This window comes from Paenibacillus tyrphae (assembly GCF_000722545.1).
Taxonomy (GTDB): Bacteria; Bacillota; Bacilli; order Paenibacillales; family NBRC-103111; genus Paenibacillus_G; species Paenibacillus_G tyrfis.
Genome location: NZ_JNVM01000013.1, coordinates 37,490 through 63,794, shown reverse-complemented (window position 1 = coordinate 63,794; position 26,305 = coordinate 37,490). Strand labels below are relative to the sequence as shown.

24 protein-coding genes are annotated in these 26,305 nt (G+C 52.6%); 20 read left to right on the top strand and 4 right to left on the bottom strand.

Annotation, left to right across the window (positions count from 1 at the left end; genetic code table 11):
- Positions 1 to 659 precede the first annotated feature (659 nt).
- On the bottom strand, positions 660 to 1,526 hold the full coding sequence (locus ET33_RS16910; RefSeq protein WP_036684059.1) for an alpha/beta fold hydrolase: 867 nt from the start codon (positions 1,524 to 1,526) through the stop codon (positions 660 to 662).
- 644 nt (positions 1,527 to 2,170) lie between these two features.
- Between ET33_RS16910 and ET33_RS16905 the strand changes: the two genes are divergently transcribed.
- From ET33_RS16905 to eat, 5 genes are all read left to right on the top strand, one after another.
- Positions 2,171 to 4,447, top strand: a complete 2,277-nt coding sequence (locus ET33_RS16905) for a glycoside hydrolase family 65 protein (protein WP_036684052.1) — start codon at positions 2,171 to 2,173, stop codon at positions 4,445 to 4,447.
- Between the two features lie 42 nt (positions 4,448 to 4,489).
- Positions 4,490 to 5,155 carry a beta-phosphoglucomutase gene (pgmB, locus tag ET33_RS16900; protein ID WP_036684050.1) on the top strand — a complete coding sequence of 222 codons (666 nt, stop codon included), beginning with the start codon at positions 4,490 to 4,492 and terminating at the stop codon, positions 5,153 to 5,155.
- Between the two features lie 180 nt (positions 5,156 to 5,335).
- Positions 5,336 to 6,355 (top strand): LacI family DNA-binding transcriptional regulator, encoded by a 1,020-nt coding sequence (locus ET33_RS16895; RefSeq protein WP_036684046.1) that lies wholly within the window; start codon positions 5,336 to 5,338, stop codon positions 6,353 to 6,355.
- Between the two features lie 466 nt (positions 6,356 to 6,821).
- Positions 6,822 to 7,625 (top strand): HAD family hydrolase, encoded by an 804-nt coding sequence (locus tag ET33_RS16890; protein ID WP_200879217.1) that lies wholly within the window; start codon positions 6,822 to 6,824, stop codon positions 7,623 to 7,625.
- Between the two features lie 35 nt (positions 7,626 to 7,660).
- A complete protein-coding gene (eat, locus tag ET33_RS16885) occupies positions 7,661 to 9,013 on the top strand; it encodes an ethanolamine permease (RefSeq protein WP_036684043.1) in 1,353 nt (450 codons plus the stop codon).
- Between the two features lie 63 nt (positions 9,014 to 9,076).
- On the opposite strand, the gene ET33_RS16880 is transcribed toward eat, so the two are convergent.
- The gene (locus ET33_RS16880; protein WP_036684042.1) at positions 9,077 to 9,646 is read right to left on the bottom strand and encodes a TetR/AcrR family transcriptional regulator; all 570 of its coding nucleotides are present in this window, start codon (positions 9,644 to 9,646) and stop codon (positions 9,077 to 9,079) included.
- Positions 9,647 to 9,895: 249 nt separating this feature from the next.
- Between ET33_RS16880 and asnB the strand changes: the two genes are divergently transcribed.
- From asnB to ET33_RS16870, 3 genes are all read left to right on the top strand, one after another.
- Complete coding sequence (gene asnB, locus ET33_RS16875) at positions 9,896 to 11,728, top strand: asparagine synthase (glutamine-hydrolyzing) (RefSeq protein WP_036684041.1); 1,833 nt, start codon at positions 9,896 to 9,898, stop codon at positions 11,726 to 11,728.
- An 86-nt stretch (positions 11,729 to 11,814) separates the two neighbouring features.
- On the top strand, positions 11,815 to 11,976 hold the full coding sequence (locus ET33_RS39240) for a hypothetical protein (protein ID WP_167336432.1): 162 nt from the start codon (positions 11,815 to 11,817) through the stop codon (positions 11,974 to 11,976).
- 331 nt (positions 11,977 to 12,307) lie between these two features.
- Positions 12,308 to 12,712, top strand: coding sequence for a MerR family transcriptional regulator (locus ET33_RS16870; protein ID WP_036684040.1), 405 nt, complete (start codon positions 12,308 to 12,310; stop codon positions 12,710 to 12,712).
- Positions 12,713 to 12,775: 63 nt separating this feature from the next.
- On the opposite strand, the gene ET33_RS16865 is transcribed toward ET33_RS16870, so the two are convergent.
- Entirely contained in the window at positions 12,776 to 13,672 is an 897-nt protein-coding gene (locus tag ET33_RS16865; protein ID WP_036684038.1) for an NAD(P)-dependent oxidoreductase, read from the bottom strand.
- A gap of 30 nt (positions 13,673 to 13,702) precedes the next feature.
- Positions 13,703 to 14,620: an NAD(P)-dependent oxidoreductase gene (locus ET33_RS16860; RefSeq protein ID WP_036684037.1), complete on the bottom strand. Its 918-nt coding sequence runs from the start codon at positions 14,618 to 14,620 to the stop codon at positions 13,703 to 13,705.
- Positions 14,621 to 14,861: 241 nt separating this feature from the next.
- Here ET33_RS16860 and ET33_RS16855 point away from each other — a divergent pair, with 241 nt between their 5' ends.
- The 12 genes from ET33_RS16855 to ET33_RS16800 all read left to right on the top strand — a co-directional run bounded on the left by ET33_RS16855 (position 14,862) and on the right by ET33_RS16800 (position 26,297).
- Positions 14,862 to 15,179 carry a hypothetical protein gene (locus ET33_RS16855; protein WP_036684036.1) on the top strand — a complete coding sequence of 106 codons (318 nt, stop codon included), beginning with the start codon at positions 14,862 to 14,864 and terminating at the stop codon, positions 15,177 to 15,179.
- Positions 15,180 to 15,522: 343 nt separating this feature from the next.
- Entirely contained in the window at positions 15,523 to 16,998 is a 1,476-nt protein-coding gene (locus ET33_RS16850; protein WP_036684035.1) for an FAD-dependent oxidoreductase, read from the top strand.
- Between the two features lie 124 nt (positions 16,999 to 17,122).
- The gene (locus ET33_RS16845; protein ID WP_036684034.1) at positions 17,123 to 17,719 is read left to right on the top strand and encodes a TetR/AcrR family transcriptional regulator; all 597 of its coding nucleotides are present in this window, start codon (positions 17,123 to 17,125) and stop codon (positions 17,717 to 17,719) included.
- A gap of 33 nt (positions 17,720 to 17,752) precedes the next feature.
- Positions 17,753 to 18,469: a response regulator transcription factor gene (locus ET33_RS16840; RefSeq protein WP_036684031.1), complete on the top strand. Its 717-nt coding sequence runs from the start codon at positions 17,753 to 17,755 to the stop codon at positions 18,467 to 18,469.
- On the top strand, positions 18,459 to 19,490 hold the full coding sequence (locus ET33_RS16835; protein ID WP_036684029.1) for a sensor histidine kinase: 1,032 nt from the start codon (positions 18,459 to 18,461) through the stop codon (positions 19,488 to 19,490). The genes ET33_RS16840 and ET33_RS16835 overlap by 11 nt, the downstream gene beginning before the upstream one ends.
- An 87-nt stretch (positions 19,491 to 19,577) precedes the next feature.
- Positions 19,578 to 20,498, top strand: a complete 921-nt coding sequence (locus ET33_RS16830; protein ID WP_036684026.1) for an ABC transporter ATP-binding protein — start codon at positions 19,578 to 19,580, stop codon at positions 20,496 to 20,498.
- Positions 20,491 to 21,225: an ABC transporter permease gene (locus ET33_RS16825; protein WP_036684024.1), complete on the top strand. Its 735-nt coding sequence runs from the start codon at positions 20,491 to 20,493 to the stop codon at positions 21,223 to 21,225. The genes ET33_RS16830 and ET33_RS16825 overlap by 8 nt, the downstream gene beginning before the upstream one ends.
- Positions 21,226 to 21,263: 38 nt before the next feature.
- Positions 21,264 to 22,091, top strand: coding sequence for an undecaprenyl-diphosphate phosphatase (locus tag ET33_RS16820; RefSeq protein WP_036684023.1), 828 nt, complete (start codon positions 21,264 to 21,266; stop codon positions 22,089 to 22,091).
- Between the two features lie 589 nt (positions 22,092 to 22,680).
- Positions 22,681 to 23,418 carry a response regulator transcription factor gene (locus ET33_RS16815; RefSeq protein ID WP_036684021.1) on the top strand — a complete coding sequence of 246 codons (738 nt, stop codon included), beginning with the start codon at positions 22,681 to 22,683 and terminating at the stop codon, positions 23,416 to 23,418.
- Positions 23,415 to 24,518: a sensor histidine kinase gene (locus ET33_RS16810; protein WP_051775392.1), complete on the top strand. Its 1,104-nt coding sequence runs from the start codon at positions 23,415 to 23,417 to the stop codon at positions 24,516 to 24,518. Before ET33_RS16815 ends, ET33_RS16810 begins: the two co-directional genes overlap by 4 nt.
- Before the next feature lie 110 nt (positions 24,519 to 24,628).
- A complete protein-coding gene (locus ET33_RS16805; protein WP_036684020.1) occupies positions 24,629 to 24,973 on the top strand; it encodes a hypothetical protein in 345 nt (114 codons plus the stop codon).
- Entirely contained in the window at positions 24,948 to 26,297 is a 1,350-nt protein-coding gene (locus ET33_RS16800; protein WP_036684018.1) for an FtsX-like permease family protein, read from the top strand. The genes ET33_RS16805 and ET33_RS16800 overlap by 26 nt, the downstream gene beginning before the upstream one ends.
- The last annotated feature ends 8 nt before the right edge of the window (positions 26,298 to 26,305 follow it).

The following is a 26,305-nucleotide window of genomic DNA, read 5'->3' as shown; positions in this document are numbered from 1 at the left end:
CTGCTGATTGAACCATCATTCAGTTAATAACACATATAACCCAGGTAATACCCGTATGAAGATTTCACCATTTCAAATGATGCACATCAATGATACCCTTTTGAATTTCATCCAAAGTGGTCCATTTTGTAAAATTCGAGTCAGAGAAAATTTAGTAGGATTTACGTCATTACTGCTGATGGTTGGATTGTAATTAATAGTTTATCCCGAGGTAAACCATGTCTATTGAAATCGATGTGAAATTAACTAAAGAAGATATCTCATTAAAAAAGTTAGTAGAGGAAACATTAAAAAATGTAGCTTTGTTAATTAATTGTCGCAATGTACCATCACTGCATATTGTTGAGGTAGAATCGGGGACAACTTGCCGGTTATCATGGAAGAAATATTGCAGGATCGGTTGAAAAACCTAACCTTTAAACGGATGGTTTAACCTCGGTCACAAACGCCACCCCAGGCCACAACAGTATAGGGGTCTGATATGGTAATTATTGGTTAGCGCATGGGTTTACTCCGTTTCGTGAGCAGACCCCTATTAGACCCCGGCGAGAATGCCACATTTAAACAGATTCAGTAGGCTGGCGGTTCAGTCAAGAAAGGAGCCAAATGCACCTGCTTCAGCAGATAAGAAGAAACAGCAAGCAGTACCACATCTTTCATTAAGCGGAGAGGAACAGCTTCACGAGAACCGCCGTGTCGTCAGGATTCTCTTCTGGGAAGAAGTGGCCACCCTTTATCGCTTGCCCTTGCACCTTCGGAGCCCATTGCCGCCATATGCCGAGCGGACCGCCGTCTTTTGCATAGTAAGTGTCAAGCCAACCGCCCTCCGCCCACAGATGCAGCATCGGACATTCAATTTTTTTCGACGCTTCTTTGTCCGCGCGGTCGTGTTCGACATCGATCGTCGCTGCAGCTCGATATTCCTCGCAGATACCATGCACGCGGGCCGGATTGTAATAGGTTGAAACGTACTCTTGCAAGACTTCGCGGCCGAAGGAACCTTCGCCGAAGGGGTTATGGAAGACGGCCTCGGGAGCACCGAGCAGATAACTCTCCGGCAGCGGTTGTTTCTGCGACAGTAAACTCCAGGGCCAGTAGGTTTGAGCGAAGCGCGCATCTGCCCGTTTCCACGCTTCGAAAATCGGAATGACGTCAAACACGGCCAGACGCTCCACATTCTTCGGATGATCCAAGGCCATACGGTAGCTGACGCGTCCCCCGCGGTCGTGACCGATCAATATGAAGGTCGGAAAGCCAAGTTTACTCATCACCTCAACCAATTCCTTCGCCATCGCGCGCTTTGAATAAGGAAAGTGATCGTGGCTGGAGGCGGGTATCCCGCTGCGGCCGTAGGCACGTAAGTCTACGCAAATCACAGTATGATTTTCCGCAAGCTTCGGCGCGAGGAATCGCCACATCAGGCTTGTGCGCGGGAAGCCGTGCACCAATAGAATTGCCGGCCCTTGTCCATAACGGCGCACGAAAATTGTGTTTCCCGAGACCTCGACAAAAAAACAGTTAAACATCCTTTTACCCTCCATTTTCACTTTGTTATACCATCGAATATATTTGGTTAACTTCGCCAATTTGCATGTCCCAACAGCGATAATTTGATTTTGGAGGCTAAAAGGATACAGGGGTATAAAATTTAAGGGGGCCGATTGGTTAGCGCACGGATTTATTCCGTTTCGTGAGCAGACCCCGTATACTACCCTTTAATCAGGTAAACTTTTTAGCCTTGATTTTATTGAAGTTAACCGTGATAAACCGGTTAACCCATTGATTTTACTGAGTTTCTTAAGTTAACTAAGAATATTTCGGTTAAACCGTTGCCATATGCCACCCATCCGCAAGAAAGGCTTAACCCGTAACTTACGATGGCCTGAGACTCGAATCGCCTTCCGGGCACTCGTCGAATTTTTGAAAAGCTTTTCATACATTTCACCTCGAAAAACGGGAAACCCGTGGATTCTCTCAATAGTGGCTAAATAACACGACCCAGCGGCGAAAAACGCCAAAAACAAAGCAAAATCCGCGAAAAAAACCACTTTACAACAACCCGCAATCTCACTGATAATAGAGTGGAATGGTTCGATAAACTAGAAACCATGCTTTGATTGAATTTGAAAAGCTTTTCAAACATTAATTTTACGTCCGGGAGTGATAAGCGGTGACATGGACTTTGACGAACAATGAATTGACTCCGAAAGCTTTGCTGAATTTGGAAAGCTTATTTTCTTTAGGCAACGGGTATCTTGGCGTTCGCGGCAACTTTGAAGAAGGCTACCGCCCGGAGATGGTCTCGATCCGGGGCACGTACCAGAACGCGTTTCATGATGTGATCGAAATCCCTTACGGAGAAAAGCTTTACGCCTTCCCGGGAACCCAGCAGAAGCTGCTCAATATCATCGACGCGCAAACGATCAAGATCTATTTGGGCGACGACGAAGAAGAGTTCTCTTTATTTGCCGGGGAGGCGGTTGCCTACGAGCGTCGGCTTCACCTTGACCGCGGCTACACCGAAAGAACGGTGCACTGGCGTTCTCCGGGCGGCAAAGAAGTGAAGCTCCACTTCCGGCGCGTCGTTTCCATGACCGTCAGAGAATTGTTTGCGATCGATCTGCGGATCGAGCCGGTCAATTTCACCGGGCGGGTCAAAGTGGTGTCGACCGTCAACGGGGACGTGTCCAACTTCGCCGATCCGAACGATCCCCGGGTCGCCTCCGGTCATTCCAAACGTCTGCAAGTGGAAGAAGCCGGTGAAAAGCAAGGCTACGTCTACGCGCTGGACCGCACCCTGGCGTCCGGCTTGAAAACGGCTTGCGTCAGCCGCCATACGGCATCCGACACGGCCGAAGTCAAGATCGCTAACGGCGAAACCGTGCTGACGTTTGACTTGACCGAACCGGTTCGGGTGACGAAGTGGAACGTGTACACGGACACTTTGCGCCACCAGGATAATCTCGTTGAACAGGCCATCGGCATTCATGAACAGCTCGGCGGGATGACGTTTGAAGACCTGCTGGATGCCCAAAAAACGTACCTTGACGACTTTTGGGCAAACGCCGACATCCATATCGAAGGAGATGGCAGCCTGCAGGAAGGCATCCGCTTCAACCTCTATCATTTGCTCCAGTCGGTCGGCCGGGACGAACACAGCAATATTTCGGCCAAGGGCTTGTCCGGGGAAGGCTACGAAGGGCATTATTTCTGGGATACGGAAATTTACATGTTCCCGGTCTTTCTGATGACGAAGCCGGAGATTGCCCGCCAGCTGCTGATTTACCGTTATTCGACCTTGGATCAGGCGCGGGCTCGGGCCAAAGAAATGGGGCATAAGCAAGGAGCCTTGTTCCCATGGCGCACGATTTCCGGGACGGAATGCTCGTCGTTCTTCCCATCGGGCACGGCCCAGTATCATATTAGCGGGGATATCGCCTACAGCTATATCCAGTATTATCTCGGCACGCAGGACGACGAATTCATGAAAACGTACGGCGCCGAATTGCTGTTTGAAACGGCGCGTCTCTGGCTGGATATGGGCCATTATTTGAACGGCGAGTTCCGGATCGACAACGTGACCGGACCCGACGAATATACGTGCGTTGTCAACAACAACTACTATACCAACGCGATGGCCAAGCATAATCTGAAGTGGGCGGCCAAGGCTTACGGGCTGCTGGCCGAAATTGCTCCGACAACATTAGACCGGTTGTGCGCGCGGCTGAACGTGACGAAGCAGGAAGCGGAAGCATGGCAGAAAGCGGCGGAGTGCATGTATCTGCCGTACGATTCGGCGCTGAACATTAACCCTCAGGACGATACGTTCCTGCAAAAAGCGGTTTGGGATTTTGAAAACACGCCGGAAGAGAAATACCCGCTGCTGCTGCATTATCATCCGTTGACGCTCTACCGTTACCAGGTGTGCAAGCAAGCGGATACGGTGCTCGCGCACTTCCTGTTGGAGGACGAGCAGGAGCTGGAGACGATCCGCAACTCTTATACCTATTATGAGAAGATCACGACCCATGATTCGTCGCTGTCTTCCTGCATTTTCAGTATTATGGCCTCCAAGCTGGGATACGATGCCAAAGCTTACGATTATTTCAACGAAACGGCCCGTCTCGATCTCGACAACACACATGGCAATACCAAAGACGGCCTGCATATGGCGAACATGGGCGGCACTTGGATGTCGATCGTCTACGGCTTTGCCGGCCTCCGCTTGAAGGAGAGCGGGCTGTCGCTGGCGCCTGCAATTCCGGGGCAGTGGGACCGGTATTCGTTCCAGCTTCAATACCGCGGACGCAAGCTCGCTGTGGATGTCGACCGTCAGAGCATCCGGCTTACGCTGGAAGAAGGCGAAGTGCTGACGCTCAAGCTGTACGGGGACGACGTGACGCTGCAGAACAATCGGCCGTTGGAGCAAGCCTTGAAAGCAAACTAACCGAGAGGCCCAAGCTTGGCTTATGGAAAGGGGAAGCAGAACATGAACACACCGGTGCAAGCGGTCATTTTCGATCTGGACGGCGTCATTACAGATACGGCCGAATACCATTACGAGGCGTGGAAAGCGCGCGCTGAGGAGTTGGCCATCCCGTTTACACGCGAATCCAACGAGGAGCTGAAAGGGATCTCCCGGATGGAATCGCTGGAAAAAATTCTCGTTCTCGGCGGCAAAGCGCACGATTTTACCGAGGAACAAAAAATCGCACTTGCGGACAAAAAGAACGAGCATTATTTGACCTTGATTCAAAACATTAGTCCTGCGGACGTATTGCCGGGCATCAACGAATTTATTGCCGAGATTGAGGCCCAAGGGCTTAGGATCGGACTGGCGTCCGCCAGCAAAAACGCGTTTGCGGTTCTGGAGTCGCTCGGTCTCAAGGACAAGTTTCATGCGATTGTAGATGCCAAAACGGTGCTGCGCGGCAAACCGGACCCCGAAATCTTTTTGAAAGCCGCTCATCTGCTGGAAGTGGAGCCCGGCGCTTGCATTGGCGTCGAAGACGCGGCGGCCGGAGTAGAGGCCATTAAAGGAGCGGGTATGTTCGCGGTAGCAATTGGAGCGAAAGAGCTGTTCGCCCATGCGGACCTGGTGTACGAAAGCACGGCCGCGCTTTCCTTGGAAGCCATATTGCCGCTGGTTCGATAAACGGACAGTCACCGAATAAAAGCAAAATAAACCTCCGGAGCCGCTGTGAAGGTGGAACCGGAGGTTTGTTCTTAATTGACGTTCGGGCGATTTGACGACGAATGCCAAATCATTTACAATGAAACAGGTATGAAAACCTTTTCATACTTATTCCCCTGAATCGGGAGAGTACAGTATATTATGGCTACGATAAAAGATGTTGCAAAAATAGCGGGCGTGTCCATAAGCACCATTTCTCGGGTGTTGAATACGCCGGACAAAGTGTCGAAGGACAAAAGGGAACGGGTTCTCCGCGCGATCGAACAATTGAAATATCATCCCAATGCTTTGGCCAGAGGCTTGATCCATAAAAAGACGAAAACATTGGGCATCTTGATTCCTGATATTTCCAATTATTATTATGCCGAAATGTTCCGTGGCATGGAGGATGCGGCGCAGGAATTCGGGCATAACATTATCATTTGCAACACCGATAAGGATAAGCAGCGGATGATCTCGGCGCTCCGGAGCATGAAGGAGAAGCAGATCGACGGCTTCGTGTTCACCAGCGAGCCGGTCTATCCCGATTATTACGATATTTTCAATCAGCTTGGCTTGCCGGTCGTGCTGGCTTCCACGCAAAGTCTGGAGTACGCCATTCCTTCCGTCAAAATCGACGACGAGCAGGCCGGCTTCGATGCGGGGCAATATTTGATCGATTGCGGGCACCGGCGGATCGCCATGATTAGCGGGCCGCACCTCGACCCGATCGCGGGAATGTCCCGTCTGCAAGGATTCATGCGAGCGATGAGAACAAACGAGCTTGACTTCGATTCCGACCGGTGTGTGGAGTTCGGGAACTATCGTTATGACGACGGCTATGCGGCGATGGAGAGACTGTGGACCAAAAATCCGGAGCTGACCGCTGTGTTCGCGGCGAGTGACGAGATGGCACTGGGGGCGATTTATTTCCTTTATCGCAGTGGAATCCGGGTGCCCGATGAGGTATCCATCCTCGGGATGGACAATACGAGAATCGCCTGCATGTCGCTGCCGCGGTTGACGACCGTCGCCCAGCCGATTTACGAGATCGGCTACAAGGCCGTGCGGACGCTTCAGGAAGTGCTGGACGGAGCAGGTCCGGCCACACTCAGAACGTATCTTCCGCATCAAATCGTCGCCCGCGATACGGTAAAAAATGTAAACGCCGAAATTTTCTAAAAAATTAATGTTGCAAAATCGGGCAATTGTGTTTTAATATCTTTTTATACAAGTGGATAAACAGGGCAACGGTGCCATGGCTGCAGAAGTGTGTAATTTCGCTTCTGCTCCAGGGCATTTTTTTGTTTCCGGAACGATGGGGATCAAAACATAGAAAGGGCGGGAGATAAAGCATGAGGCTGGCCGGACCTAGGAGAACGGCAGGACCATCGGGAAGCGTCAAAACAACCAAAGCGATCGTTTCGATATTGGTCGCCGCATTCGAAGCTTGTCGGCAGGCTGCAGCCCAAAACGCCGGAACAATTTGTAAGCGCAATCAAAATCAATATTCCGAAGGATAATTTCAAGAAAGAATTCAATAATAAGGCTGGGAAGCCTGTACAGATCGATCTCATCAGCGAAGATCTGGGCGCGGATTACAAGTATCTTTATGAAACCTACAAGGGGTTCAAGGGAACCAAATCCGTTGGAGGAAATCAAAGCAACCCCGCAATATCAAGATTTTGTTGCCAAGGCCAGATATCTGTACGAAGCGATCGGGGGAACCTTCAGCCCGGATGTTAGCTATCCTTGGGTCACGTATTTGTTCTCCGGCATGACGGAGAAGGAAGTGCGTCAATTGGCGGGAGCCTCCATCGATTCCAATCTGCAGGACGCCATCGGCGAAAAAACGCTGACCAGTCCGAGCGAGCTGCCGGGTCAAGCGGGCGTAGTCGAAGTGAAGATTAAAACCGGCTTGCGGGCGTTTGCGGAGCAGCAAAATCTGTATAAAACGTTTATGGACAACGGAATCGACGTCTATGTATGCTCCGCTTCCTTCGTCGATGTCGTCAAAGAATTTGCATCGAACCCCAAATACGGCTATTCCCTTCCGGAGGATCACGTTCTGGCAATGGAGCTGGAACGGGATGCCGCTGGGGTCATCCAGCAGGAATATCGCAAAGGGTACGACCAGACGCAGGGCAAAGGAAAGACGAAGACGATCGAGCGTTTTCTGGTATCCAAATACGGGCACGAGCCGATCTTCGTGGCCGGAGACAGCGACGGCGATACGGCGATGCTGACGGATTTTAAAGACATGAAGCTAGGATTGATCGTCAACCGCTTGAAGGGAGGGGAAATCGGGGAATTGTCGAAAACGGCGGCTAACGGCATAGGCACAGGAAACGCCAAATATTTGCTGCAAGGAAGAGACGATAATACAGGAGCGTTCCGAAATACCGAAAAAAGCGTTAGTTTAGGATCGTCCGAAGAGAAATTGCTGAAATAGATCCTCATAGCCCACATGAAGGAGAGAACTGACGTATGGAAAATCATGAATTGAAGAAGACGTTAAAGCCGATTCATCTATGGGCAATTGCGGTCGGGATGGTCATCTCCGGTCAATATTTCGGGTGGAACTACGGGTTTGAGCAGGGCGGAATTATGGGCCTTGCAATCGCTTCGCTGCTCGTCATCGTATTTTTTACCTGTTTCATATTCAGCTACTCCGAGCTGTCCACGTCCATTCCGAATGCCGGCGGGCCTTCGGCTTACGCGGCAAGAGCGATGGGTCCGTTCGGCGGTTTTATTGCCGGAATTGCGTGTCTGTTGGAGTTTGTGTTTGCGCCGCCGGCCATTGCGGTTTCGACGGGAGCGTACGTGCATTTCCTGATTCCGGCGGTTGAGCCGGTCTATGTGACCATCGGCGTGTTCGTATTTTTTATATTGATCAATCTGGTCGGGATGAAAGGTGCCGCGCTGATCGAGCTTGGCGCGACAATTGCCGCGTTGATCGGGCTTGCGATTTTTTACGCGGCGGGGCTGCCGCATGTGAAGATTGAGAATTTGGTGAACGCGAATTCGTTTATCGGCGGGGGCAGCGGCGTCATGGCGGCCATTCCGTTTGCGATCTGGTTCTTCCTCGCGATCGAAGGCGGCGCGATGGCGGCTGAGGAAGTCAAGAATCCGAAGCGGGACATTCCGCGAGGCTTTATCTCCGGCATTTTAACGCTGACTACAGCTACGCTATTGACGCTGTTCGTTACGGCCGGTCTTGGAGGAGGCATCGGAAAACCGGCAGATTATCCGCTTCCTCAGGCTCTTGGAAGCGTTTACGGCGAAGGCAGCTGGCTTGCCATGAGCGTAGCGATTATCGGCTTGTTCGGCCTGATCGCCAGCCTGCACGGCATTATTATCGGCTATTCCCGACAGACGTACGCGCTGGCCCGCGCCGGCTACTTCCCGCAGTTTCTGGCTAGGCTCAATTCCAAAAGCGTACCGGTTTGGGGGCTCATCGTACCGGGTGCGATCGGCGTCATTTGCGCAGGCTCCGCCGATTTTGCCAACGCCTTGATTTTGCTTGCGGTATTCGGCGCCGTCGTGATGTACTGTCTCAGCATGATTTCCTTGTTCATTCTACGCGTGAAGGAACCGAAGATGGAGCGGCCTTTTAAAGTGGCCTTTCCCGTCATTCCGGCCATCGCGCTGATTTTGGGGCTGCTGTTCCTTTATTGCGTGATCCGCTACAGCCTCATGACGACCTCGCTTCCGCTGTTCGGCATGAATGTTCCGCTCTGGGGCGTCGTTGTCGCCATTTTCGCGATAGCCGTGCTTTATTACTTGGTTCGCGTAAAGCCAGCCGATGCTCCCGCGGGGGAGAGCACCGTGCTGGATTAGAACTGGAAACTCCGGCGATTTCGGATGGGCGGCAGCTTCAAGATATGAGGCTGCCGCTTCGGTTTATTCGTCGGATCGTTTGCATAAAATATGACGAAGCAGCTGCTTCAATTCCTGATCGCTTTGTTCCGTCTTCGGATAATCGAGCTCGTAGGAAAAGATCATTTTGACCAACATAAACGCGGTAAGCGGCAGAGGAACCTGGGCATAGCGCCCTTGCTGCTGCCCTTCCCGGATCAAGCTGCCGATCAATTGAACGGCGGCTTCTTCGGATTGGACGAAGCATTTTTCAATCTCCGCGAGCCGGAATTCCTTATACTCCTCGAACAAGGTGGATACGAAAGGGTCCTGATGCACCTCCGCGCTTAAATAGCGAAGAATGTTTCGCAGACGCACCAAAATATCGCTTTCTTGTTGAAGCTCGGCAAAAGCCTTCGACCGCATCTCGTTAACATGCCTCATGTAGCAATCCATCAAGATTTGAGTCTTATCCTCGTAATAGTAATAGATCGTTCCTTTGCCGATCCCCGCCTTCTCCGCGATCTTGCTCAGCGTTGTCCGCCGGACCCCCGAATGGAGGAACAGCTCGGTTGCCGCTTCGATGATTTTTAATTTTTTGTCCGGTTGTTTCATTGACCCGCCCATGCCCCCATAGTATATAATATGCTATCTATTATTCATTAACCTAGTTAAATAGTCAATGATTGCCAAAATTGTTGGAATGTCCTATTATTAATTTATGACCAATGGATGAATTTGGTCGATTTTTTCACTCAATTTTCGACCGTTTTCTGAATTTGGTCGAATTTAAGGCGGTGTGATGTCAACGATAGAGCCGAAAGGCGCAGCAAACTAAACGATGAGGAAGGAAGGTAGAAAATCATGTGTGGAATTGCAGGATGGGTGGATTGGTCCCAGGACCTTTCCGAAGAACGGTCGGTGTTAACGAAGATGACGAGGTCCATTGCGCATCGCGGGCCGGATGCTGAAGGCTTCTGGTATTCGAAGCGAGCTGCGTTCGGGCATCGCCGCCTGATCGTGATCGATCCCGAAGGCGGGAAGCAGCCGATGCTTTATCGGGACGGCCAGCAGACCATAGCCTTGACTTACAACGGCGAGCTGTACAATTACCGGGAGCTGAGAAGGGAACTGGAAGGAAAAGGCCACCGGTTTGAAACGAAATCCGATACGGAGGTGCTTCTGCATTCGTATGTCGAGTGGAAGGAAGATTGCGTAAAGCATTTTAACGGCATCTATGCGTTTGGCATCTGGGATGAGCAGCGCCGTCAGTTGATGCTCGGCCGGGATCACCTTGGGGTAAAACCGCTGTTTTTTGGCAGAAGAGGGAGCGCCATCATTTTCGGATCGGAAATCAAGGTGCTGCTGGCGCATCCGCTCGTAGAAGCCGTCGTCGACCGCGAAGGGCTGGCGGACCTTTTCGGCATGGGGGCGATGCGGACACCCGGGCAAGGGGTGTTCAAGGATGTCGAGGAGGTCAAAGGTGGCCATTACGTAACGTTTACAGCTGAAGGCAGCCGCAATATCCGCTACTGGAAGCTGGCAAGCCGCAAGCATACGGACGATACCGAGACCACGGTCCGGACGATCCGCTCACTTCTCGAAGATACGGTAAAGCGGCAGCTTATCGCGGATAAGCCGGTCGTCTGCATGCTGTCCGGCGGGCTCGACTCCAGCGGATTGACGGCTCTGGCGGGCCAAAATTTCCGTGAACAAGGGAAGAAGCTCCACACGTATTCCATCGATTTTGTAAACAACGACCGCGACTTCGAAGAGGATTTTATGAGGCGTGACAAAGACGAGCCTTGGGTCAGGCGGGTATCCGAGCATGTCGGCACGGAGCATCATTCCGTCGTCTTTGGGCCGGAGAAGCTGATCGAGCATTTGCTTGAGCCGATGCGGGCCCGCGACCTTCCGAGCGTCGGCGAGATCGAAACCTCGCTTTATTTGCTGTTTACGGAAATGAAGAAGGATGCGACGGTAGCGCTGTCCGGCGAGTCCGCCGACGAAGTGTTTTCCGGGTATCCGTTCTTTTATCAAGAGCAGTTTTTGAATGCTGAGATCTTTCCGTGGCTGCTGAACTTCGGCTATACCTCGGATGTGCTGAAAGCGGATATTCGGGATATGCTTCAGCTCGAAACGTACCGGAAGCGGCGTTTCCAAGAAGCCGTCGACGAGATTCCGTTTCTCGAAGGCGAAGAGGAGCTTGAGCGGAAGCAGCGGCAGATCTCGTACATGTTCATCATGCAGTTCCTGCCTTATATGCTGGACCGGAAAGACCGGGCCAGCATGATGACGGGCTTCGAAGTGCGCGTGCCGTTCTGCGACTACCGACTTGTGGAATATTTGTGGAACGTGCCGTTCGAGCTGAAAAGCATCGATCATATCGAGAAAGGAATTTTGCGCCGTGCTTTCGAAGGCGTTCTTCCGGATGATGTCCGGAACCGCCGGAAGAGCGCTTACCCGAGCACGAAGGACAAAGCTTACTTCGACCTGATCAGCCGGTGGATGCTTGACATTCTGGATGACCCGAATGCTCCGATTCATGCGCTGATCGATGCCGGGAAGGTGAGGCTTATTGCGGAAGGCAAAAGCACCGTAGAGAGCGGAACGGAAGCCCGTGCGATTCTGGATTACCTGGTGCAGGTGAATTACTGGCTGAAGGAATATGGCGTCAAGCTGGAGCTTGGGGCGTGAAGTGAGGGAGTCTGTGCATAGTATCCCGTCCGGACTGGATATTCTATACATGTTAAGGCAAAACGACCGACAAGTGAGGGAACCTGATGGCGGAACTCAAAGCCTCCGACAAAGAAAAGCAGCCGCAAGAAAGCGAAATGGAGTCATTTAGCGAAATGAACGAATTTGAGCATAACCAGAATCCAGTCGCCTCCGCGCAGAAGCAAATGGCATCGCAGGAAACGGCCGGCGTCTTGGAGCAGGAATAGCCCGGCTTCGGCAGAGGAATGGAGCAGCAGGCGTGCAGTCCGCGTTTCGGCGCAGGCTGCGCGTCAAGCTCCGGCCCTGCGATCCGGCGCGTCCGGTTCCTTTTCAGAATTTCCCTTATTCTTCGTACAACGCCCTATGCCCTCCTAGCCTCGACCTCATTCGATTCTCTCTCATTTCGATTCCACGATACTCCTGTACGATACCGCAGCCTTTTTGAGGAGCGAGCTGACCGGATAAAAGCGATTCTTGAAAAATTGCCTCTTTACCTTAACCCTAATGTCATGGTTTATAATTAAGAATGGAGTATTTTGGGTAAAGGAGGCATTTTCCATGAAAATCAGTCAGTTATCCAGAGCAACCGGCGCAAGCCCGCGTTCCATCAGGCATTATGAGAAGAAGAAGCTGCTTACGGCGAACCGGCTGGAAAACGATTACCGCGAGTTCGACGAGTCGGCCGTCGAGCGTGTGAAAACGATCCAAATCTATCTGCGCTTAGGTCTGACCACGGAAGAAATAGAACAAGTATTGAACTGTAAGGACACTTATCCGGAGTATGCAGAGGACGAATATTGCGGCGAAATGCTGGCCGTCTATGAGGAGAAGCTGAACGAGATTAACAAGCAAATGAACGCATTGGCTACGGTTCAGCAACGGTTGGAAAAGCAAATCCGTCAAATGAAAGAAAAGGGAATCGCGACGGAGGCAGATGCTAGACTGCTCGGCCTATCGCGATGAGGATTGATCCCGGTCCGGGAACGGGCCGGGATCGTTTTATGGAGACGTCCGGCTGCCGCCGGATTACGCAGACGGCTTGCCGAGCAGCTCGGCGAGGCGCGAAAATGCGTCGTTGCCTTGACCGGCGTCGATGGCCCGCCTAGCGACGGCATAAGCGGCGCTCAGTATGCTGGCGTCGATCCCGCGGGCCTGGGCGGCATGAATGATGTGCTCCATACCGGCTGCCGCCGAGACGATGTTAGACTTTTCGCCGGGGTAATGGCCGTCGTCGACATGCTGTGCGAATTCGGTTATAATGTCCGGCATGATATTGACAATCCCTTGAGCGTAAACCGCAAGATCCTTGGCTGCAATGTTCTCCGCCCGGGCCAAGGCAAGGGCGTGAATATAGCCGCTCATGGACGTCCAGAAGATGTCCAGCAGAGCCACGTCATAGGCTGCCGCCCTTCCGGGGTCCGTGCCGAGATGTGCGGCGGTGCCTCCCAGACTGGCCAAGGTTGGCCGATTGGTCTCATACGCGGCTTCCGGTCCGCTGTATAGAACGACTGCCGTGGGCTGCCCGATGGTTGGGGTAGGGGTCATGATCGCCCCGTCAAGGTAGTCGATTCCCCGGGCGGCGGCCCATGCGGCCATTTCGCGGGCCCGCTCCGGCGAATCGGCGGTAAGGTTGACCAACGTCCGCCCCTTTAAGGCATCCCCGGCAGGGGTGAGAATCGCATTCACGGCGTTGTAGTCCAATACGCAGATAATAACGAGCGGACTGGCGGCGACAGCTTCGACAACCATATTGGCGAGAGCCGCTCCTTGTGCGATAAGCGCATCCGCTTTTGCGGGCGTACGGTTCCAGACGGTCGTCGGGTGGCCTGCCTTCAGGAACGCGCCGGCCAACGCCTGGCCCATCGGACCTAAGCCGAGAACCGTTACCGGTGTGCGGGCTTCATTTGCTGAATTTATATTCATTGAGATGGCCTCCTCGTAATGGTGTTTATATCATTGCGGCTTCTTAAGCAGCCCGGCCAGCCTGGAAAGGCCGTCCGCGCCGTAGCCTTCAGCGACCGCCCGATCGACAAGGGCTTGAAGCGGGGCAACCAATTCGGTGCTGATGCCCTGTTCTTGGCTGGCTTTGATCAGATTCACGAAGCCGATCTTGTTAATGTAGAGGCTGGAGACGTCGGTCGCATGAACGTTCGCGTCCATCGCTTGCGCTTGGAGGGGCAGCGAGGCCATCATGGCCTGCAGCCACGGAATGACGAGCGCCGTGAACGCGGACGCTTCGACCTTTTCCGTGCCGACCAGCGCAACGGCATGGTAAAAACCGCCGAACATCCCGTACATCGCGCTGAGCAGTGCCAAGTCGTAAAGCGCAGCCAGACCAGCATCTTCACCCAAGTATTGGCTGGCGCCAAGTACGTCCAGCTCCCCCCGATACGTTTCAAAAGCCCCCGGCGATCCGCTGTAAAGCAGTAGTGCCCCAGGCCCCGCAATCATCTGGGGTATCGCCATAATCCCGCCATCGAGGTAGTCTGCGCCTTGTTCAGCCGCCCATTTCGCCGCTTTGCGCGCCTGTTCCGGTTTTCCGTTCGTGAGGTTCACTAGCGTGCGGCCGGTGAGTAGCCCGCCTACGGAGCCAAGGATCTCGTGCGCAGCCTCGTAATCCAGCACGCAGACGACGATGAGCGGGCTGGCCGACACCGCTTCGGCTGCGGTAGCCGCACGGATGGCTCCCTTGGCGACGAGAGCGTCGGCCTTATCGGCCGAGCGGTTCCAGACGGTCGTCCGGTGGCCTGCCTTCAGGAACGCCTCGGCGAGTGCCGTCCCCATCATCCCCAGACCGATTACCGTCACCGGCGTGCGGCTGTCTGCTCCTGCATTCTCGTGGTTTTCTTTTTCGTTTGGGCTGCTATTCATCAATGCAAGCACTCCTTTCAACGTGTTCGACCCTTATTCTAGAGATTGACACTAGTGGCAATGTCAATAAAAAATTTTTTTCTTGAATTTTTCGACGAAAACATCGACAAATCGACTTTTTTTGCACGGGATAAAACAGTTTTTCTGCGAGATCATTCCAAAAACTAAAAAGAAGCGGGAAGCAGGCTATGATGAATGTGTTCAGTCAATCAAAACAAGAAAACAAAAAGGAGCGAGTATCATGAAAAAAATAGCAACCTTGGCATTACTGTCGGCGTTGGCTCTTAGTTCGATTGCACCTGCTGCGTATGCGAAAAGTTCCTGCTCTGATTATGATGAATTGATCAAAGTTTCTGTAAATACGCTTGGAGGTCCTGTTTTCGGAGATACAGGAACCATTGAACCGGTCAGAGGCTGGCCTGATATTTTTGACTTGAGAGTAAAGCACCAAGGAACTTACGATTCCGCGCAAGTAAAAGGAGTGGAAGTTGGAACGGGCTGCGTTGTTGCGAAGCATAACGGTTCCAATTATTATTACAAGATTAAAGTAACCGATTGATACGGCCAACAACGCGATTGGTATAAAGACGAACCTATTAGCCTCGTGCCAGTAGGTTTTTTCGCTTCGAAGAATGGAAGAAAGCTTTTGTCCGGCGCTATGGAGCGGAACGCAAAAACTTATCGTTGACAAAAAATGAAAAGTAGCGTATTTTGAAATTGATTGATTCAGTCAATCTAAAAAATGTCGTGCATAACGTCTTAGCAATTTGCGTCCGGCTTTGAGGTGACTGGATATTCGGAGCCTTTTGCCTCAAGCCCAAGGTTCAAGAGTAGCCTACAGGAATAGCTGCGCCAAATTATTGACTGATTAAGTCAATCATAAAGAAAAAGGAGCGATATCTATGAACAACATGTCTAAAAAAGGAACAGCCCTCGTTATTGGAGGAGGCATTGCCGGATTACTGTCTGCCCGGGTGCTTTCGGATGTTTACGAAGAAGTCGTGATCGTGGAGAAGGACGATTTTCCCGCCAGTCCGGAAGACCGGGCGGGCACGCCCCAATCGTTTCACCCGCATCGCTTCACCCAGCGGGGGAAAGAGATTATGACCCGATTCTTTCCCGACTTCGAACAAGATTTGGCGGAGCAGGGAGCCCGGTCGGTGCTGAACAAGACTGTGCACAACATGAATCAATACGGAAGCGTGGTCGTCCAGTATCCGCGCAATGATTACAAGTTCAGCCGGGCTTTGCTGGAGTGGGTCGTTCGCAAGCGCGTCCGGGAGATTCCCGGTGTCTGGTTTCTTCCGAAACATGAAGTGCTGCGCTTATTGACGACGCCGGGTCATGCCGCCGTTACGGGGATTGCGGTCCGGGATCGGGAATCGGACGGACAAGAAAAGTTTCTGATGGCCGATCTGGTCGTGGATACAAGCGGGCGTTCCTCCAAGCTGACCGCATGGCTGGAGAATCTGGGATACGACGTGCCGAAGCCGGATCTGCTGAAGGTCAATCTGGGCTACAGCACCCGGCGGTACCGAATTCCTCCCAGCCAAGCCCATCTGACCGAAACGTGGGATACCGTGATCATCGGGGGGCAGCCGGCAAACGGCACGTTCTCAGGTGTGTTTTCGATCATTGAGAATCAGATCGCAGAGGTGCTGCTCTACCGCCCGGGCGGACATTACCCGCCAACGGATGCGGAGCAATTCGAGCAGGCGGTCGCCCAGCTTCCGAGCCCCCTCATTGCCGAGCTGCTGCAAGGGCTCGAACCGATCACCAACCCGCGCGGATTTCGAGTGCCGGCTTTGCACCGCCATCATTTTGAACAAATGGACCGGTGGCCGTCCGGACTGCTGGTGCTGGGAGACGCTTTCTGCATCTACGATCCGATCTTCGGTCAAGGTATGACCGTCGCAGCTATCGAAGTGGAGGTGCTGGAAGCTTGCCTCCGCGAGCAATGGGAGGCCCCCCGGCCGCAATTCGAACAACGGGCGCTCCGAAGCATTCAGGCTGCGATCGAGCCGGCCTGGTGGTTGAACTGTGCGAACGACCTGCAGTGGGAGGGCGTCGAATATGCAGGCGCGGAGCCGCTAAAGGGCATTTCGTTCGGCCGGAAATATCTCGATCTGCATCTGGAGCGTGCGACGGCCGGGCCTGATTTTAAGCTGTTCGGACTGTATTGGGCCGTGAATACGCTGTCGATCTCGCCACGGGAAATGCTGAATCCGGATCTGGTCACGAGCGTGCTCGCGGCGACGGAGGAAGGCCGGCAGTGGCTCGACGAACTCACGGAGCAGTACGGTCAGCCGCTGGAACATGTATGGAACGACATCGTGCCCTCCTTCTCCGAGGCGCCTTATCCGTCCGCAAGCCGTTAAGGGCCGTTACAATCCGGCGATCTGGCACAATAGCCATCGGATCATGAGAAATGGTATACTCATAGGCGACGTCTATCTATCCATGAATGGCCGTAAGATTTTCAGGCAAAGGAATGAATAATCATTGGCGCCTTTAAACGATGAACAATTGCATCAAATCCGCGACGAGCGCAAGGAACAGATTATGGAGGCCGCGCTTAAGGTGTTTTCCCGGCGAGGAATCGTCGGAACGAAAATGAGCATGATTGCGGCCGAGGCCGGTATCAGCCACGGCTTGCTGTACCACTATTTCAAATCGAAAGACGAGCTTTTCACTACACTTGTCCAAATGGCGATGCTGGGAGCGCAGGACGCAATGAAGAGCATCTACGACCTGCAGGGCTCGCCGCTCGACAAAATAAAATATTTAACGAAAGAGATTCTCGATGAAAGCGGCAGGCCTTACTTCATGCTGATTCATCAAGCACGTACGTCCGAAGGCGTCCCGGAGAAGGTTAAAGAACTTGTTGCCCAATATTCCATGAATAGCTTTGTGGACGAACTGCTTCCTGTCTTCAAGGAAGGACAGCAGACGGGCGAAATTGCGGCGGGCGATCTTGTGGAGCTTATTTCCGCTTATTTATCGGTTCTTTCCAGTCTCATGATGCTGAATATCCAAGACGAGGAAAATTACCGGATTCCAAGCAGCGACATCCTAATGCGGATGGTAACCGGTCCTTAATTGGGGAATGCCCAGAAAAAAGCAGGTGGAACGATGCAGCACGATATTCGAATTCTTATTGCCGATGACGATCGGGAAATTCGCGACCTGGTGAAAACGTATTTGGAAAGAGAAACGTATCGGATCGATGCGGCGGCAGACGGGGAAGAGGCTCTCCGTCTGTTCGAAGCGCACCGCTATAACCTGATTCTGCTCGATCTGATGATGCCCAAGGTGGACGGTATTGAGGTATGCCGGAGATTGCGCATGAAGACGAATGTCCCGATTCTCATGCTCACGGCCAAGGATCAGGAAATCGATAAAGTACTGGGGCTGAGCATCGGGGCGGACGACTATATTACGAAGCCGTTCAGCATCCATGAGTTGGTCGCCCGGATTAAAGCTCATTTACGGCGCTTCCTGGTCTTGGGCAGCGAATGCGGCCCGCCGCAAGAGACGGTGCTAAGCTTCAAGAACATGACGATTCATTTGCAAAAGTATACGGTCACAAGAGCCGGGGAAGAAATCTCTCTGACGGGCAAAGAGTTCGAGCTGCTGAAGTTTATGGCTTCGCATCCCGAGCAGGTGTTTACGAAGACGCAGCTGTTCCGGCAAGTCTGGGACAGCGATTATTTGGAAGACGACAATACCGTGATGGTCCATATCCGCAAGCTCCGGATGAAAATCGAGGAGGACCCGTCCGATCCGAAATGGATTCAGACCGTATGGGGAATCGGATATAAGTTTGCAGGTGACAAAGATGAAGCATGACAAAGGCGCCTTTCTCCTTATCGTTCAGTTCATCATCTTGTCCGCGCTTTTCATTCTGGATTGGAATTACCAGCCCCAAGGCATCGTCCGCGGGGCTTTATTCGCTGCGCTCTTTGCCTTGACGGTCATCCATTTGTCTGTCCGGTACCGGTTCACGGCCAGGCTGAAGGATATGGCGGCTGCGCTGAGGCGCGCCACGCAAGGGAATACGAATACCCGACTGCTTGCCAATGACGACCGTCACTTTGACGAGGTGATCTTTTCGATCAACGAATTGATCGAGCAGCTGGCCAAGGTTCACGTCCGCACGATCCGCTCTGAGGCGGCGAGAAAAAGTCTGCTGTCCAACATCTCCCACGATATCCGGACTCCGCTTACGTCGATCATCGGCTATGCGGATGCGTTGAAGGATGACATCGCAGCTTCCTGCGAAGAGAAAGAGCGGTATCTGGACATTTTGTCCGGGAAAGCCGTCGCCTTGAAAGAGCTGATTGACGAAATCTTCGAGCTGGCCAAGCTGGATGCGGACGAAATTCCGTTGAAGCCGGAAACGCTGGATTTTGGGGAAATTGTCCGGGAATCGGCGATCGGATTTTTGCCCGAGCTGAAAAAGTATGGCATCGAATTAAAAGTCAACATTCCGGAAGAAGCCTGCCCCATCGTGGCCGACCGGGTAAGCGTGCTGCGGATCGTCAGCAATCTGATCAAAAATGCCGTCGAGCACGGAAAAGACGGTAAAGTATTAGGCATCGAGCTGGCGGAAGCCGCAGACAAGTACCGGCTGCTGGTGTGGGACCGGGGGAGCGGGATTGCGCCGGAGGATTTGCCCCGCGTGTTCGAACGAATGTACCGCACGGACCGGGCAAGAAATCCTGCCGCTCAAGGAAGCGGGCTAGGTCTGGCCATCACGAAGGCGCTTGCCGAGAAGCATTCGGGAACCTTGTGGGCCGAAAGCGAGCCCGGCGTGAAAACGACCTTCGGCTTCGCGATCCCGAAACGAGGCGCCGCGAACCGAGATTAAGAAACAATTAAGAACTGGTTAAGAGGCATTTAAAATCGCCTGCTTATCATGAAATTAACATCTGATGAAAGCAGGAGGGATCACGATTTGAGTGCGGTTATCAAAACGACGCAGTTAACGAAGATGTACGGGACGCAGAAAGCGGTGGACAACCTTGACATGAATGTGTGTCAAGGGCAGATTTACGGTTTTCTCGGCCAGAACGGCGCGGGCAAAACGACGACCATCCGCATGCTGCTCGGTTTAATCAAGCCGACGCACGGAGAGATTGAAATCTTTGGTGAAAGTTTGTTCAAGCACCAGAAAGAGATTTTAAGAAGAATCGGGTCGATTGTTGAGTTCTCGGGATTTTACGAGAATTTAACCGCCCGCGAGAATTTGTTGATCAACGCCAAGCTGATGGGCGTGCATAAGAAAAACGCCATGGACGAGGCTTTGGAAATCGTCGGTCTGCATCAGGAAACGAAAAAGCTCGTCGGCAGCTATTCCTTGGGAATGAAGCAGCGGCTTGGAATCGCCAGAGCCATTCTCCATCATCCCGAGCTGTTAATTTTGGATGAGCCGACCAATGGCTTGGACCCGGTGGGAATTAAGGAAATCCGCAGACTGATCAAATCTCTCGCCGAGGAACGAAAAATAACGATACTCGTTTCCAGCCATATTTTGTCCGAAGTCGAGCAGTTGGCCGACCAGATCGGGGTCGTGCATCAAGGGAAGCTGCTGGAGGAGATTTCCTTCGAGGAGCTTCGCAAGCGGAACCGGAAATATCTTGAGTTTCAAGTGTCCGACGACAACAAAGCGGCAATGCTGCTGGAGAAGTATTTCGCCATTACGGATTATGAGGTTCAGGACGAACGGGTGATCCGGGTATACAGCCATATCGGCGAGCAGGGTAAGCTCAACCGGATGCTGGTGGAGCATGGGATAGAAGTCACAAAAATGACAATGAGTGTAGACAGATTGGAAGATTACTTTATACAATTGATAGGGGGCGGGTCGATTGGTTAACTTGCTCTATACGGAACTGATCAAACTAAAGCGGGCCAAGATGTTTATGGTCAGCCTGCTCGGAGCCGTATCGGCCCCTATCATGATGTTTCTCGCCTTGCTGAATATGAAAAGCAAGAAGCCCGAAACTCCGATTGAGTTCGACGTCGCTTTTATGAACACCAATATGTATGTGATTCTGCTCGTAGGGACCCTTCTCTACGGAGTCATTACGGCGTATCTGTTTCATCGGGAATATGCGGAAGATACCTTGAAAAATCTCCTAACCATCCCGGTATCCCGAGTAAGTCTAATCGTAAGCAAGCTTATTTTACTGTTCCTGTGGATTATGGTCCTGACGCTCACCATTTGGTCGTTGACGCTGATCCTGGGGCTGATCGGGCAGTTTGAAGGCTTGACTATGGCCTTACTACTCCAATCCTTGAAGCAATTTGTAGTCGGGGGCGCGCTGCTATTTCTCCTGTGCACGCCGACGATGTTCATCACCTTTTTGTTCAAAAATTACGTTCCCACCATCATCTTTACGGCGATGATCACGATGGCTAACGTGGTACTTTCCGAATCGGAATACAAGGCTTTATTTCCATGGTCTGCCTCGTACGTGATCGCGAACGGAGACTTCGTTCCCCAGTATCCGCCGGCTTTTTCTTATGCCACTATACTGGCAGCTTCAATCATCGGACTCGCGGCAACGATTATCTACTTCAAAAAGGTAGATATTCATTGATATAGATATGCAGACAAGAAAATAGGAGTGTGGAGCTGTTGAATTTGTGGGAAGTGTTTGTTGGATTCATTCTAGGACTCGTGGAGGGCCTCACCGAGTTCGCGCCGGTTTCTTCGACCGGCCACATGATTATCGTTGACGATTTCTTGTTCCATTCCAAAGAGATGTTTCCCCCGAGCGTAGCGAATACGTTCAAGGTCGTGGTCCAGTTGGGTTCGATTCTGGCTGTTGTCGTCCTGATGTGGGACCGGTTCATGAATTTGCTTGGACTTAAAAAATTGCCGGGGCAAACGCCTTCCGGCCCGCGCTTGAATCTGCTGCAGGTTTTCGTCGGTTTAGTTCCCGCCGGTATTCTCGGGGTATTGTTCAATAAAAAAATCGATGAATATTTGTTCTCTACCCAGACGGTCATCATCGGTCTGGTGCTCGGAGCCATTCTCATGCTTGCGGCCGATTGGTTCCGGCCCCGCCGCCCGAAGACGGAGACCGCCGACCAGATTACATACGTGCAGGCGTTTTTTGTGGGATTGTTTCAATGTTTGGCGCTGTGGCCGGGCTTTTCCCGCTCCGGATCGACCATCTCCGGCGGGGTCCTGTTTGGGATGAGCCATCGCGCGGCTGCGGATTTCACCTTCATTATGGCGGTGCCGATTATGACCGGGGCAAGCTTCCTGTCGCTTTTGAAGAGCTGGGACTCGATCACGGCGGACACCATTCCGTTTTTCGTCGCCGGATTTATTAGCGCCTTCATCTTCGCGCTTCTGTCGATCCGTTTCTTCCTGAAGCTGATCAACCGCATTAAGCTCGCACCGTTTGCGATCTACCGCTTGGTGCTTGCGGCCGTTATTTATTTTGTGTTTTTGTAAGCGAGACTGAGCTGTTGAGAAAGTGATCAAACTGGATTATTGAGGTTACGAGGGGGTGGGGTATCTACTTCCGACCGCTGCTCCACCCCACAAAGTGAAGCTGAATCAGGGAAGCTTAGTCCGAGTACTTTGCGGGGACCCCGGGTCATCAGGAAATTTGATTGAAGCCGCTTGTTAGCGGACATTTCCCGATGACAAAGGCGGACGCTATCGCTTCTCCAGTAGATACCCCACCTCCGTATGTATCTCTATTTTTTGCATAAGACCACTTTCTCAAAAATCTAAGCCTACACCCGTCACAAATGGGGTCAGGCTTTTTTTGTGTAAAATATGCTATGAACAAAGACGTTCCCCAATTAATCAAGCTGATAAGATATGTGGTATTGCTGCAAGCAGTTCGTAAAGAGTTCTTGAGTTAAGTTGGTCGCAAGCGCGAAAACGACATAACCCCCTTTTGGAAGAAAAAATACCTTTTTAATGGGTAATATACAATTAAATTACAATAAACTATGCTGTAAATTAAAAATTGCTTGGCGGCGGCGATCCTGCTATCTTGGTAGTGTCTGTTGAAAACTTGGGAGGAATCGCTGTGTATCGCATTTACATCATAGAAGACGACGACAAAATACGGGCCGTCCTGAAAAAAAATATGGAGAAATACGGCTTCGAGGCGGCATGCGCGACGCAATTCCGTGAGCTGATGCCGGAGCTGGAAGCCTACGCGCCGCATCTGGTGCTGCTAGATATTAACCTGCCGTATTTTGACGGCTATTACTGGTGCAGACAAATTCGCGCGCGTTCCAGCGTGCCGATCATCTTCATCTCCGCGCGGGCCGGGGAGATGGATCAGGTGATGGCCATTGAGAATGGCGGCGATGACTATATTACGAAACCGATCCCACTTGATCTTCTCATGGCGAAGATCAAGGGTGTACTAAGAAGAGTCTACGGGGAATATGCTGCTGCTTCTGGACATGACGGCACAGCTGCGGGGGCTCCGGAAGCGGAGCTGAACGCGTATGGCTTGCGGCTGCACCTCGGACGGGGCGAGCTGATGTGGCAGAAGCGGAAAGCGATGCTGACGAAGAACGAGCGGCTGCTGGCGGAATGCTTCATGCGGCAGCCGGGGCGGATCGTCTCCCGGGAGCAGCTTCTGGAGGCGCTGTGGGACGATGTGCAGTTTGTCGATGACAATACGCTGACGGTCAATGTGACCAGGCTTCGGAAGAAGCTGGAGGAGCTGGGACTACCGAAGGCCATCGAAACGATGCGCGGCCAAGGCTATATGCTCCTCTTACGGGACGAGCGGGAGGGGGCGGACGCATGAGAGGGGCGTCCGCCACTATGTTTTTGCGTGATCGGCTCGTTTATGCACTTGTAATCCTGCTTATGATCGGACTCGGCGCCGGTCTTATGCTGCTGGAGCGGGCACGCAATCCGGAGGGGATTGGGACGGGCACAATCTCTTATTTTGTCATCCTCGGATTATTTTTCGCCGGCGTGTGGCTGGCCGTGGATTACATTCGCCAAAGAGCGTATTACAAGCAGTTGAAGCATGCGGTGGAGAGATCCGGCGAACTGCAGGCCGCCGTCATCGTCCAGTCCGCGGTTACGAGCGAGCAGCGGCTTGTCATGCGTTTGCTGCAGGAGCAGCACAGCGCATATTTGAACGAGCTTGGGCGGTACCGCCGCCAACAGGAGCAGCACAACCATTTTGTGCTGCAATGGGTGCATCATATGAAAACCCCCGTCTCCGTTATCGATCTGCTGGTGCAGGATACCCTAACCCAGCTGCCTGTTACGGAAGAGGAGCAGAAGCAGCTTGCGCTCAGCCTGCAAGAGGAAGCCGAACGCATGACGAGGGGGCTCGATCTGATGCTGAATACGGCGCGTCTCGATAAGTTTCGAATGGATCTCCATTTCCGGCAAACGGCGCTCCACGAGCTGGTGCGTACCGTCATGAATGCACATAAGCGGCTTTGTATCCGGCACTCGATCTTTCCGCAGATCGAAGGCGAAGCATGGGTAGAAACGGACGGAAAATGGATGACGGTCGTGTTGAATCAGTTTGTAAGCAATGCGATCAAATACAGCAAGGGCAAGCCGGGAACCAAGAAGCTTATTTTCCGATTGGAGCCGGATACGGGCGGGGGCAGCAAGCTGAGCGTGACGGATGAGGGGATCGGAATTGCACCCCACGATCTGTCGCGAATCTTCGATCCGTTCTTCACCGGAGAGAACGGACGGGAGGCCGGAGAGTCGACCGGCATGGGGCTTTATTTGGCAAAGCAGGTATGCAGCGGACTCGGACACCGGTTGTCTGTGGAGTCAAAGCTGGGCGAGGGAACGACATTTACCGTTTTCTTCCACCCGCGAAGCATTCATGCGTTAGGTGACAATAGAGAACAAGACATGCACTTCAGGTGACAAGTTTGTAAGGTATAATGTCATGCAAATCGATGGGACCGGCTTCTCCTCCGAGCTATACTAGCGCTATAGACATAGAAGACAGCAATGAAGGAGGAACCGAGTGAACGATGAGTGTACTAAGAGCGCAGGGACTCGGTAAAACGTACAGCTCCCCCGGGAATATCGTATACAAAGCGTTGGAGGATATTGATTTGACGATCGAGGCGGGCGAGTTTGTCGGCGTCATGGGGCCGTCCGCCGGGTTACTCGGCAAGCGTCCGTATGAGGTGTCCGGCGGGCAGAAGCAGCGCGCGGCGATTGCGTGGGCCCGGCGCATCGTGTTTATTAAAGACGGCACGCTGTTCTCGGAATTGCGGCGCGGGACGAGCCGGCAAGTGTTCTTCCAACAAATCTTGGACGCGCTCAGCGTGCTGGGAGGGAATTTCGATGACGTTTCGCTCGCTCGCGCTTAGCAACATCCGCGGCAATTGGCGGTCATACGGCGCGTTTTTTATGAGCAGTGTGTTTTCCGTCATGATCTTCTACATCTATGCCGCGTTTCTCGCTCATCCCGAGGTGGCAAGCGGCCGGCTCGTGGCCGCCGCAAAAGTCCGACAGGGCATGGTGTTCTGCGAATATGTCATTGTCATTTTCTCATTTCTGTTCGTGCTGTATTCCAACTCCGCGTTTCTGAAGACGCGCCAGCAGGAGTTCGGCCTATTCTCGCTGTTCGGGATGACCCGCGCGCAGCTCCGCAAGCTTGTGCTGTACGAGAATGCGGCGATTGCGGCGCTGTCCATCGGAGCGGGAATCGGGCTTGGCATCCTGTTCAGCAAGCTGTTCTTTATGGGGCTTGGCGTGCTGCTCGGGATAAGCGATACGATTCCGTTTGCCGTCCCGCAGCAAGCGGTGGGGGTTACCGCGGGGGGCTTCTTCCTGCTGTTCGCGCTGATTTCGCTGTGGACGACGCTGCGAATGAGCCATACGGAAATCACCGAGCGGCTTAAAGCTTCACGCAAGCCGAAAGGGCAGCTCGTCTATTCGCGCTGGCTTGCGCTGCTTGCGGTGACCTGTCTCGGGACGGGCTACAGCCTGGCGCTGACGTTGAACGAGGCGTATTTCGATCTGAAGGTGCTGCTGATTCTGTTTACGGTAGTCCTCGGCACGTATCTTTTGTTTACACAGTTCAGCTTTCTGTTTCTGCGGCTGATTCGGAAGCGCGACGGCATCTACTACAACAGAACGAATATGCTCGTCTGTGCCCAGCTTGGCTACAAAATGAAAGACAACGCCCACGTGCTATTCATCGTTTCGATTTTGAGCGCGGTCATGTTAACGGCTTCTAGCGCGGTGTATATGCTTGCGGTCGCGGGGCAATACCAGGACCTGAAGACGCAATATGATAATGTTCGAGAAGTGATTGCCCTGACGATGTTTATCGGTCTCTTTATCAGCCTGCTGTTCTTTATCGCGTCCGGCAGCATGATGTATTTCAAGCTGTTTACCGAGCTGCAGGAGGACCGGGCGCAATTCAAGGCTTTGACCCGAATCGGCATCACTTTGGATGAAATTCGCAAAATCGTCGTTCCGCAGGTCGGCGTCATGTTCTTCGCGCCCTGTCTGATCGGCATTGCCCACGCGCTCGTTGCGATGAAAGCACTGGATAACCTGCTTCATTTGTCCAATTGGCTTTATTCGTTCGTCGTCATCGGCGTATATATGGCCATGCAGACGGTTTATTTTGTCGTCGCGTGCAGAGGGTATATGAAAAGCGTGCTGCGCGGCGCAGCTTCGTAATGGGGAAT